The organism is Bacillus tuaregi, assembly GCF_900104575.1.
GTDB lineage: Bacteria > Bacillota > Bacilli > Bacillales > Cytobacillaceae > Bacillus_BD > Bacillus_BD tuaregi.
On the sequence record NZ_LT629731.1, the window covers coordinates 1,283,644 to 1,296,113 of the forward strand.

A 12,470-nucleotide genomic window follows, 5' to 3' on the forward strand; every position below is an offset into this window, starting at 1 on the left:
GGAAAGATACCTTTTAAGGGTATCTTTTTTTTGTTTGGTACGAATGTAAAAAATGGTATTTGAGATACTAACATTATTGTACGCTTTCCGTGAACTTGAAAGGAGGAGGATGAGATGTCGTTTTGGAAAAAAGGAAAGAAATATGTTCAAAAAGAAGGTCCAATGAGTGAAGCGAAGCAGAGAATAAAAGCAAGTCTTGAGGAAAATATCCATTACGCGAAAAAGGTGTTTAAAAGCGACTTTGATTTTTCCATAAGAAGTTTTCATGTTGGGAGAGTTAGAACAGCAGCGGCCATTTATATCAACAGTTTGATTGATCAAGAGATGATTAATCAGGATATCATCCGCCCCTTGCAGGAGCTAGACAAAATAAATGACAGCAGGTTGGAACAGAAAAAACTGCAATGGTTGCTTCAAGATGTTTTATACCATTGCAGCGGAGAAATCGTGGATGATTGGAATAAACTCCTTGAAGGGCTTCTACATGGAAAAACAGTCATTATGTTAGAAGGCGGAATGGAGGCTCTGCTTCTTGATACCTATAAGCCTGAAAAGCGAGGGATTCAGCAGCCAGAGACTGAAAGGGTAATTCGTGGACCGAGAGATGGGTTCATTGAACAGCTGTCAGTTAATATATCACTTTTACGTTACCGCCTCCCAGTCCCCGAATTCCGAATAGAACCAATGGAAGTGGGAGAACGAACGAAAACGAAAATTGCCCTCTGTTATTTAGAAAATATAGCCAATGAACAGCTTATAGGGGAGGTAAAAAGAAGAATTAAAAACATCAAGATTGATCGAATATTAGATGCCGGTTATATTGAACAGTTTATCGAGGATAATCCCCGTTCTCCTTTTCCACAGGTGCAAAATACAGAACGACCTGATAAAGCAGCAGGGAATATTTTAGAGGGAAGGATTACTATTTTAGTAGATGGCTCACCATCTAGTTTAATTGTACCATCGATTTTTAATCAATTTTATCATACGAGTGAAGATTATAATGAACGCTGGCTGATTACTTCCATTACACGTGTCATTCGTTTTATGGCCCTTGTTTTTTCATTAACATTTTCGTCTTTTTATATAACGGTTCTTTCGTATCATCCGGAAATGATACCAGCAAAGTTTGTGGTAGCAGCCTCAAGTGGCAGGGCAGGAGTTCCTTTTCCTGTTGTGATAGAGGTATTCATAATGGAAGTGGCGATGGAGATATTACGTGAAGCTACGGTTCGAATGCCGCAACAGGTTGGCGGGGCTTTGTCCATTGTTGGAGTATTAGTCATCGGGCAGGCTGCAGTTATGGCTGGTTTTGTCAGTCCAATCACAGTTGTTATTATCGCTTTATCCACGATTGGATCCTTTGTTACCCCTTCCTATAATGCTGCCACTTCATTTCGTATGCTGCGATTTCCATTGATTATCCTATCAGGGGCTTTCGGATTACTAGGTCTTGCCACAGGACTGATGTTGATCATTAACCATATGCTGTCACTACGCTCCTTTGGTGTACCCTATTTAGCACCTGTAACGCCTTGGAATTATCAAGGGTTTAAAGATTCCCTCATCAGGGCACCGCTGCGCTGGTTAATGCATCGCCCCGCTCAACTGCATACTCAAAATGCTGTGAGGGCTAAAACTAGCATGAAGATGGAGAAGACAAACGCTTTACAAGGCGATAAAGGAGAAAATCCAAATGAACAAACATAGGGAATTTAGCATAACTCCTGTTCAATTAGCAACGATTGTGATTAGCTCCACTTTGGGGGTGGAAATCCTAGCACTTCCCCGTTTTGTTGTAAAAGGGGCGGGGCTAGGCGCTCCTATTGCAAGTATAGTCGGAGTAACGATTGCCTTTTTCGGTTTGCTTGCAGTTGTTCTGTTGGGTAGAAAATTCCCAAGGCAAACATTTATTGGGTACAGTGAAGATATTATAGGTAAGCCATTAGGAAGTTTTGTCAGTGCCTTGATGATTATTTTTTTTGTCATCATGACTGGATTGGAAACGAGACAATATGCCGAAATCGTGGCAGGTTCCTTATTACCTAATACACCGGTTCATATCGCGATCTTTTTAATGCTTTTATTATGTGCAACAATAGGATTTCAACATGTGGCAACGTTTGCCTATATTCATTTTTTCTATATGCCACTCATTCTGTTTCCTATCATTATGGTATTAATCCCAGGCTTTCAAGATATTGAAATTTATCATCTTACACCTATATTGGGAAACGATCCTACCTTCAAGGGGTTTTTGAGCGGAGGGATAGTTGTGACACAATCAGTGCTTAATTTTTTTGTTATTGCCATGGTCATTCCATTTATGAAGGAGCCGAATAAATGTGTTAAAAGCGGAATATGGGGATTTTGGATTGCATGTTTTTTCGTGGTATTTATTATTTCAATGTCGTTAGCTGTTTTTGGAGAAGAGGAAATACAGCAATCATTTTGGCCCGTCTTGGTGCTTGGAAGAATGATTCATATTCCTTCACAAATATTATCACGTATTGATGCAGTCTTGCTTATATCATGGATATATGGAACTTTCACAACATTGTTGTCCTTTTACTTTGTCGTGGTCCGAGGGATGAGCGAATTAATTCACTCTGAGCGGTATCGCCTCATTTCATTCATCGGCTTCCCGATCATGTTCTTTATTGCTTTGCTACCACAGAATATTTATCAAATGTACAACTATATTCTACATGTGACTCGGTACGGCATCGTCATAACCATCATGTATCCTATTCTCCTATTATTTATTGCCTTTCTGCGAAAAAAAGGCGGTGAATCGGTATGAGGAGAGTATTATCAATCATGGGGGCAATTGGATTTACGATTCTTTTAACAGGCTGCTGGGACCGCTATGAACTTGAGGACAGGGCAAATATATTAGGGATTGCAGTAGACCTGGCAGAAGAAAAGGATTTAAGTAATGAACCTGAGGTCACCCATCGTATAGGTCATTTTCCAATTAAAAAAAGAGAGACCTTATATAAAGTCACAGCCCAAATTGCTGTTCCGGGAAAAATTAAGCTTGGTCCTGAAGGTGGTGGAGGACAGGGTTCTGAAAAAACAGCTTGGATCCTTGAAACATCTGGACATACGATGAAGGATGCCATGGCCAATTTACAGCAGCAATTAGCGGAAAAACTCTATTTAGGTCATTTACAGATTGTCGTCGTTTCAGATGAAATTGCTAAAAGAGGCTTGTCAGAAATAAATGATTTTTTAAGGCGTGATTATGAGGTGAGAAGGACCGCCTGGATGATTGTAAATGAAAAAGACGCATCGAAGGTGATTAAAACAGCTCCGCCGCTTGAAACCGTTCCATCGCTTTATCTATCAGATACATTAAATCATGCTGTACAATTTGGAAAATTACCAAGAGAATATCTAGGGAAATTCTGGGTGGATATATCGGATGATGGTGTGAACGCGATTCTCCCAGCAGTAAAGGTTATTGAAAAGGATCGTATACTTGTAGACGGCTTGGCATTTTTTCAAAATGCTAAAATGGTTGGACGTACGACATCGGTTGAAATTGGTGCCTTTATGGGTATGAAAGAAAAAAGTAATGGAGGGTATTCAATTGCTGTTTCTATGAAGGATGATAACGGAGTGTATTTTATTCGATCCTTAAAACGGAAGCCGAAATTGGATGTGAGTGTGAAAAATGGAAAACCAAGTGCGAAGATCCATATACAGGTGGATGCGGTGATAGATGAAGAAGTAAATGTCAATCAATTAAATGGAAGAAGTTTAAAACAGCTCGAAAAGGCAGCAAATAAAAAGCGTGAAGAAATATGTTATGAACTACTAAAGAAGATTCAGAAAGAGGGTTCTGATATCTTAGGGCTTGGAGCAAGAATCAGAGCGAAGCATAGAGAGTATTGGAATCGTGAAATAAAAACTGAAGAAAAATGGTGTGAGGTCTATAAGGAAATGGATATCAAGGTAACCGTTGATTATCGTATTCTTAGGGCGGGAATGGAGTGGAATTAGTTAAGCTATCAATAACCAAATATTCAAGTGTAATAGGACAGGGTGAGAGCCTGTTCCTTTTTGATTCGCGGGTAATTTTTCATATGAATTACCTGCTTAGTCGTATGTGTCTGATTCTTTATGCCTATAATGGATGGTGCAGATGCTGAACTTTTAGGAGGGATCCTATGCATAAAAAGGATATGGTTGTGGAATTAAGACAATATGCAGCGAATAAGCGAATTAAAAATCTGCTACAGAAAATTAACCCTATGTTGACTAAGAAGGACGAAAATATTCGTATCCATTTAGAAGCACTTGCTAACGATGTGATTACGAAAAAAGAGTATCAGGTTATTCGAACAAAGATGGAATTAGGAAAGTTTTGTCTAGATTTAGAGCATGCTATTCCAGATAGCCATGTGACGATGTTGTTTTACTGTAAGAATCAAAACAAAATCTATCATGGTGCAGCTCCCAATTTTCCAGTTGAGTTTTTTGATTTTTTTTATGAAATCAACGATACGGGGGCATTTGGAGAAAACTGTGGATCATGCGGAGCAGCCGTACATAATCGAAAGGTTGTCGTGACGGATATTCAAACTAGTCCTCTATGGGAGCCATTTCGTGAGCATTTTACGCAGTACGGTCTTTATACTGGATGGTCAATTCCATTTTTTAAGGAAAATGATGTAATGGGAACCTTTGCGATTTATCATTCCTATCCAAAGGAGGTCACAAAGGAAGAAATACTGCTTGGTCAACAAAAAGTTAAAGAGTATCAAAATTCTATCAATCAGATGGTTAACCGACTAATAGCCAATTAAGCAATCAATCAGAAAGGAAAACAGTATAAAACATGTTTCATAATCGATTAAGGCAATTAAGGTTGGAAAGAGGCTATACAATGGAGGAAGTGGGAAGGAAAATCGGAATCAAAAAATCCAGCTATGCTTCCTATGAATCACACTACCGTCAGCCACCGCTAGAGAAGTTAAAAAGCCTTTCAAAATTATACGGTGTGTCGGTCGATTACATCCTCGGATTATCAGATGAACGCAACACCGAAGAATCCATCCAAATCCGGTTAAGAGAATATTGCGGCAAAAGAGGGCTTCATTGGGATGGAATGGAAATCCCTGATGAGGTATTATCCTTGCTTGAGAAGGTATTGGAGGAGGCGGTTAAAAAGGTGTCAGAGCATCCATATCGAAAAGAAAGTTAAAAGATACTTAAATAGGGTATCTTTTTTTGTTTTTACTATAAAGAAATTAGTAATAGGAATAACCTCCTATCTAGAATAAGAATACAAGGTGATATACTTTCTATTCTATTTGAAAGAAAATAAAGACAAGCCTTACAATTGGGGAGTTTATTATTAAAAGAGAAAATTGTTAACGAGAAAGGAATGATGATGATGCCCAAAACAGTATTAATAGCAGATGATTCTGCATTTATGAGAAGGTGGCTGAAGGATATGCTCCAGGAAAGCAGATATAACGTGATTAGTGAAGCAAAGGACGGCTATGAAGCTGTACAAAAATATAAACAGCATCTTCCAGATATTGTTATCATGGATCTTGTCATGCCAAAGCTAGACGGAATTGGAGCATTGAAGGAAATCAAAGCGTTTCATCCATCAGCGGTTGTTATTATGTGCACAGCTACGGGTCAGAAAGCAACGATTGTGGAAGCGATACAAAACGGTGCAAGTGAATTTATCATCAAACCTAATTTTCAACACTTAATACCTATTCTGCAAAAGGTAGGTTAAATGCGATTGTTTTATAGAAATAATTTATAAATAATGCGTTTAACTATTGCAAACCCCATAAATTAACTCTGACCAATGGACTATAATATGCTATCCTAATATATAGTTATGACTATATACGTAGTAGGGAATGGGGTAATTATGTAATGAAAATAGATGAACCTATTAATATACTCCTAGTAGATGATCGTCCTGAAAACTTATTGGCCTTGGAAGCTATTATCGAAAAAGAGGAATATAACTTAATCAAGGCTTATTCCGGAGAGGAAGCCTTAAAATATTTATTAAAATATGATTTTGCGGCCATTCTATTAGACGTGCAAATGCCGGGAATGGATGGCTTTGGAACGGCTAAAATTATCAAGACAAGGGAAAAAACCAAAAATATTCCAATACTCTTTATAACGGCTAATCATATGGATTCCGAGCATATTTTTATGGGCTACTCAGTAGGAGCGATTGACTATCTTCTAAAACCATTTGATCCATTTATATTAAAATCTAAGGTTGAAGGCTTTGTTGAACTCTACAAAATGAAGCGGAAATTAATCCAGCAGGCCCAGGCACTCGAAGAAAAGAATATCATGATTGAGCATATGGCCTATCATGATGTGCTGACAGACCTTCCTAATAGACGAAAGTTCAATGAGCAATTAATTCACCATATTACAGACGCTCGAAGAAAGAATCAGTCCTTAGGAATTTTATACCTCGATATGGACCGATTCAAGTTTGTAAACGATTCCCTTGGTCATATCATTGGGGATAGACTGCTACAGGAAATTGCGAAACGGTTAACAGAGTTGCTAAGACCTGGTGATGTTTTGGCACGTGTCGATGGGGATGAATTTAACATGATCCTGCCGGACATAGACCGAGAGAATTCACTAGTGGTGGCGGAATCGGTTATTGAAGCATTTAAAGAGCCCTTTTATATCGATCAATACGAGCTATTTATCACCACATCCATTGGATTATGTGTTTTTCCTTATGATGGAGAGGATTCGCTTTCGTTAATAAAAAATGCAGATGCAGCCTTACGGCGTGCAAAGGAGCAAGGCAAGAATAAATATAAGGTCTTTCATTCGGGGTTAAACTTTAATTCTTATCGAAGCTTTCAAATGCGAAATGATTTACGAAAAGCCATTGATAGAAAAGAACTTGAATTAGTTTATCAGCCTAGAAAAGCGATTGATTCAGGAATCATACAGGGTGCAGAGGCTATAATGCGCTGGAATCATCCAAGCTGGGGAACGATTAATGCCGAGGAGATCATCCCTATTGCAGAAGAGAATGGACAAATTTTTGAAATTAGTGATTGGGTACTGAAGGAGGTTTGCAATCAGTTTGCCATCTGGGAACAAAAGGGTATAATTCCAATACGAATTGCGTTCAAGGTGACTCCCCATGCATTTCTACAAAACCATTTAACGGAGCATATCCAGAGTGTTTTATATGAAAAAAATGTAAATCCCAAGCTAATAGAAGTGGAAATTACAGAAGCGGTTATTTTGAAAAATGAAAATGCAATCATAAAAAAGCTTCAGCAGCTCCGAAAAATGGGAGTGCGCATTATCCTTGATGACTTTGGGACCGGTTATTCTTCATTAAATTATGTAAGGCGTTTTCCTGTCGATATGGTTAAGGTTGACAAATCCTTTATTGCAGACCTTTCCACTAATCAACATCATAGTAAGGTTATTATGGAATCCATTTCTTCCTTGGCAAAAAACTTTCAATTGGCTGTGATGGCAGAAGGAGTAGATACTCTTGAACAATTGAATTTACTGCGGAATTATCATTGCCAGCAGTATCAAGGTAATTTATGCAGTCCTCCTCTATTATCAACGGACCTTGAGGAATTTTTGGTTGCTGATCATCAATATATGAAACAAGAACTAGAAACTCAGCATGAAGCAACAAGGCAAGAGACAAGTTCAAATCCCCTCTACTCTAACCAGGATAAAGATTTTAAACAAGAAATCATTGAGGCTGCTGTTCTGCAAATGAAGGATCGCTATCAAATTTCCTTACGGGAAATGGATGTCTTTAAATGTATCATCAGTGGTCAAAGCAATAAGGAAATTTCCGAGCAGTTGTATATCAGTGAACATACAGTTAAAAATCATATTACAAAAATCCTCCAAAAGCTTCATGTAGCGGATCGAGTGCAGGCTATCTCAATGGTTTATGAAACCTGCATCAAAGAAGGAGAGAGTCTCTATTCTAGAATGAATCAAGCAAATGGAACTTCAGAAAGGGCATAGGGATGAAAATCAAAACAAAGCTATTACTAGTATTATGTACTTTACCAGCTCTCCTTTTTATTCTGATCGGTATAGGTTGGGTTCAACAGGCAGATCTGAATTCTACGAGTCGTGCATTACAAACAAACTACCAGTTATCTTCAGTGGCCGGGCAAATTCATACAGACGTGAAGGACGTGGGTATTCGTCTCAGGAACCTGGTGATCTTTACGGATGAAACTGCGTTGCAAAAGGAATTACTGACGATAGAATCGATTCGGGATAATATAAAGCAAAATATCAGCTTTCTAGAGTCGAATACGATGACGGAAGAACAAAGGGAGCTAATTGTTAGCTTAAAACAGACTAACCAGGAATTTAATCTATATCAGGATGAGGTGCTTGCAGCTATTTCTCAGGGTAAGAAAGAGGATGCACTCGTCTTAATAGATGAAAGCTCTGTTTCAATCCATGAGGATTTTTTTACGGTCATATCAACGATCACCTCAACCCTTCATACGAATGTTGAAGCTTCCATGTCAACGATGTTAAAGGATTTTCAACACGAAATACTAATCGGCGGAGTGGTCTTAGCGATTGGCATTCTTTTGATTATCGTTCTGCTTTACAGAAACATCCAATCGATTACGGTCCGCATGAATTCGATGTCGGAAATTATGAGCGATGTAGCAAACGGAAAGGCAGAGCTAAGTACAAAGGTTGAGATCCGCTCGAATGATGAAATGGATGAAATGGCAATTTCTTTTAATCAAATGACGGAATCACTAGAAATACAAAAGACAAAAGAACAAGAATTAACCTGGATTAAATCAAATATGGCAGATATTACAACCAGCTTGAATGGATCACAGGATGTGAAAGACTTGGGAAATATATTGCTGTCAAAGGTGGTACCATTGCTGGAATCCTGTCATGCAGTCTTATATGTAAAGGAGGCTGAGGAGGAAGCAAAGCAAGAGCCGGTCTACCGGCTTGTTTCTTCCTATGCTTTCAAGGAAAGGAAGCAGGTTTCGAACACGATACGATTAGGTGAAGGTCTGGCTGGTCAAGTGGTTTTGGAAAAAACTCCGATTATTTTGACGGATGTGCCAGCAGATTATGTGCGGATTTCGTCAGGACTGGGACATGCGACTCCCCTCCAATTATATGTACTGCCAATCTTATTTGAGGGAGACGTGAAAGCAGTTCTGGAAATGGCTTCCTTTAAGTCCTATAGCGAAACACAGCAAAGCTTTCTGGAGGAGCTAATAAACGGAGTTGGAATTATTCTAGATAGTGTGATGGGGAGAATTCAATTAGCTCAATCACTCGAAAAGTCGCAGCAGCTAATGGAAGAGATTCAGGCACAGTCTGAGGAACTGCAAAGCCAGCAAGAGGAATTAAGAGCAACAAATGAAGAGCTCGAGGAACAAACGCAGGCATTGCGTCAGTCAGAGGAAAAGCTTCAGCTGCAGCAGGAGGAGCTTGAACAAACGAATACTGATTTAGAAGAAAAGGCGAAAAGCCTGGAAGAACAGAACACAAGGTTTGAACGAACGAATCGGGAAGTCGAAAAGGCAAGGGCAGAGCTGGAAATGAAAGCCCAGGAACTGGCCTTGAGCTCGAAATATAAAACAGAGTTTCTAGCAAATATGTCACATGAGCTTCGTACACCATTAAATAGTTTATTAATTCTATCAAAGCTACTAGCGGACAACTCTGAAGGAAATCTTACAGCGAAACAGGTCGAATTTTCTAAAACAATCTATTCCTCTGGTAATGATTTATTAATCCTGATTAATGATATTTTGGACTTGGCTAAAATTGAATCAGGAAAAACCCAGCTTCAATTGAGTGATGTAAAGCTGACAGATATTGTGAGTTTTGTAGAATCTAGTTTTAGACCGATTGCTAATGATAAGAATTTAAATTTTTCTATTTTCATTCAGGAAGGACTGCCGGACTCCATCTATAGCGACGGAGTCCGAATTCAACAGGTTCTTAAAAACCTGCTGTCAAATGCTTTTAAGTTTACTATGGAAGGCGAAATAAAGCTCGACATTATGGCAGATAGAAGCACGGGTAAACAAAATAAGCTGATTTTCTCTGTTAGTGATACAGGAATTGGGATTTCAAAGGATAAGCAGGACTTAATATTTGAAGCCTTTCAGCAGGCGGATGGTACAACGAGCCGTAAATATGGCGGAACAGGCTTAGGTTTGTCGATTAGCAGAGAGCTCGCAGCACTCTTAGGCGGGAAGATTGCAGTAGAAAGTGAAGAGGGGAAAGGCAGTAGCTTTATGCTCTATATGGGTGACTACGATGGGAATGAAGCTGAGGCTCAAGCACAAATAGTTAGGCAGGAAGTGGCGGCAGCTGTAATCGAAGAGAATGATTCCGTGGATACGGGAGTAGGTAGTGGAACGGTAGATACAGTGGTCGATCTGATAGAAAGAGAAGATAACCAAATAAAAAGACTTTTGATTGTTGATGATGATATGAATCAACGCAGCAGCTTAATGGAGCTGATTGGAGAAATGAATTTTATCATCAAGGCTGTTTCTTCAGGCAGTGAGGCAATGGAAGAACTAAAGGTGAATGGCTTTGATTGTGTGATTCTTGATTTAGGGTTAGGTGATACAAGCGGGTTTGAGTTATTGGAAAAAATAAAGGAGAATGACCAATCGAATAAAGTAAAAGTCATCATTTATACTGGACGTGATGTCACCTCAAAGGAAGAAATACAATTAAGTAAATACGCCTACAGTATTATTATTAAAAACGAGCTATCACCACAGCGCTTAAAGGAAGAGCTGGCATTGTTTCTACAGGAAAGCGACCAACATAATATCAGTCAGGAAGTAGCTGTAAGTAAAGCTATTAGTATTCCTTCCGGTCTACAAGGGAAAAAAATTCTCCTTGTCGATGATGATGTTCGAAATGTATTTGCACTCTCTAGTATTCTTGAATTGAACGGGATGCATGTCAGCTTTGCTGAAAATGGTATCGAGGGTCTAGAAATGATAGAGAGAATCCCGGAAATTGATTTAGTATTAATGGATATTATGATGCCTGAGATGGATGGTTATGAGGCGATTGGTAGAATCCGACAGATACAGCGATTTCAGGAGCTGCCGATTATTGCGCTGACAGCGAAGGCAATGAAAAATGACCGGGAGAAGTGCTTGGAAGCCGGGGCCTCGGATTATATTGTAAAGCCAATTGACCCTGAGAAGCTTATTTCCTTGATAAAGGTCTGGCTATATTAAAGAAGAAGGGATACTGTATGTGAATGATCAATTCAATGGATACTAGTATATTATCAATTGATGAGGGTTCCGAAGGTGAATTAGAAAAAATCGAAATTGAATTGTTATTAAAGGGTGTCTATGATTGGTGCGGATATGATTTCCGTGATTATGCCTATCCTTCGATTCGAAGGAGAGTCTGGCATCGGGTTCATGCTGAAAAATTGACCAGTATCACAGGGCTGCTTGAAAAGATCCTTCATGATGCTGCCTGTTTACAACGATTTATTGCTGATTTTTCCATCAATGTCACAGAGATGTTTCGAGACCCTCTCTTTTTTAGAGCATTTAGAGAAAAGGTTGTACCATTATTACGCACGTATCCATCGATTAGAATTTGGCATGCAGGCTGTTCGACAGGGGAAGAAGTGTATTCAATGGCCATGTTGCTGCATGAGGAAGGTCTCTATGAAAATGCCAAGCTTTATGCAACTGATATCAATCCGAACGTACTGAAAACTGCTAAGAGTGGATTATTTCCAATCGAAAATATGAAGAAATATACGAATAATTATATCCAGGCTGGAGGCAAGCAAGCCTTCTCAGATTATTACTGTGTAACAACGAATGGGGTAAAATTTGATCCGTTTTTAACCAAAAATGTCGTATTCGCTCAGCATAATCTTGTCTCAGACCGGTCCTTTAATACCTTTCATGTGATTCTGTGCAGGAATGTCCTAATTTATTTTAATAAAGGCTTGCAAAAAAAAGTGCATAAGCTTTTTTACGAAAGCCTAGGCATGTTTGGTATTCTTGGTCTTGGTGATAAGGAATCACTCTACTATTTGGAAATAAGTGATTCATATGAAGAGCTAAGTGTAAGTCAGAAGCTGTATAAAAAAATTAAATAGACCAGTTCATCTGCATCTTGACGATAGCAGAAATCCTTGTTATGTTATTGGATGAAAAAGTGCATAAAAGCATTGGGTGCCCTTTTAGGGAGAATAGGGAATGGAGTGAGAGTCTCCAGCGGTCCCGCCACTGTAATGGGGAGTTTCATTGGAAATGCCACTGGAGTATACCTCTGGGAAGGGCTGATGAAGTGATGATCCTAAGCCAGGAGACCTGCCTGTTTGCTTTGATGGATATAGATGATGGAAAAGTCTGTAGTTTATTTGGTATTCAAATAAGCTGCAGGCTTTTTTATTTAAGGAG

At 39.0% G+C, this 12,470-nt stretch carries 9 protein-coding genes and 1 riboswitch; all 9 genes read left to right on the top strand.

The window, feature by feature from the left end:
• Positions 1–114 precede the first annotated feature (114 nt).
• Positions 115–1,710 carry a spore germination protein gene (locus BQ5321_RS08415; RefSeq protein ID WP_071394074.1) on the top strand — a complete coding sequence of 532 codons (1,596 nt, stop codon included), beginning with the start codon at positions 115–117 and terminating at the stop codon, positions 1,708–1,710.
• Positions 1,697–2,803, top strand: a complete 1,107-nt coding sequence (locus BQ5321_RS08420; protein ID WP_071394075.1) for a GerAB/ArcD/ProY family transporter — start codon at positions 1,697–1,699, stop codon at positions 2,801–2,803. Before BQ5321_RS08415 ends, BQ5321_RS08420 begins: the two co-directional genes overlap by 14 nt.
• Entirely contained in the window at positions 2,800–4,008 is a 1,209-nt protein-coding gene (locus tag BQ5321_RS08425; RefSeq protein ID WP_071394076.1) for a Ger(x)C family spore germination protein, read from the top strand. The genes BQ5321_RS08420 and BQ5321_RS08425 overlap by 4 nt, the downstream gene beginning before the upstream one ends.
• Positions 4,009–4,175: 167 nt before the next feature.
• Positions 4,176–4,814 (top strand): GAF domain-containing protein, encoded by a 639-nt coding sequence (locus tag BQ5321_RS08430; RefSeq protein WP_071394077.1) that lies wholly within the window; start codon positions 4,176–4,178, stop codon positions 4,812–4,814.
• A gap of 32 nt (positions 4,815–4,846) precedes the next feature.
• A complete protein-coding gene (locus tag BQ5321_RS08435; RefSeq protein WP_071394078.1) occupies positions 4,847–5,212 on the top strand; it encodes a helix-turn-helix domain-containing protein in 366 nt (121 codons plus the stop codon).
• Positions 5,213–5,404: 192 nt separating this feature from the next.
• Positions 5,405–5,761, top strand: coding sequence for a response regulator (locus BQ5321_RS08440; RefSeq protein WP_071396824.1), 357 nt, complete (start codon positions 5,405–5,407; stop codon positions 5,759–5,761).
• Positions 5,762–5,907: 146 nt separating this feature from the next.
• Positions 5,908–8,028 (top strand): EAL domain-containing protein, encoded by a 2,121-nt coding sequence (locus BQ5321_RS08445; RefSeq protein WP_071394079.1) that lies wholly within the window; start codon positions 5,908–5,910, stop codon positions 8,026–8,028.
• A gap of 2 nt (positions 8,029–8,030) precedes the next feature.
• Positions 8,031–11,276 carry a response regulator gene (locus BQ5321_RS08450; RefSeq protein WP_071394080.1) on the top strand — a complete coding sequence of 1,082 codons (3,246 nt, stop codon included), beginning with the start codon at positions 8,031–8,033 and terminating at the stop codon, positions 11,274–11,276.
• A 23-nt stretch (positions 11,277–11,299) separates the two neighbouring features.
• Complete coding sequence (locus tag BQ5321_RS08455; protein WP_234978371.1) at positions 11,300–12,166, top strand: CheR family methyltransferase; 867 nt, start codon at positions 11,300–11,302, stop codon at positions 12,164–12,166.
• A 57-nt stretch (positions 12,167–12,223) separates the two neighbouring features.
• A riboswitch (cobalamin riboswitch) is annotated at positions 12,224–12,402 on the top strand.
• The last annotated feature ends 68 nt before the right edge of the window (positions 12,403–12,470 follow it).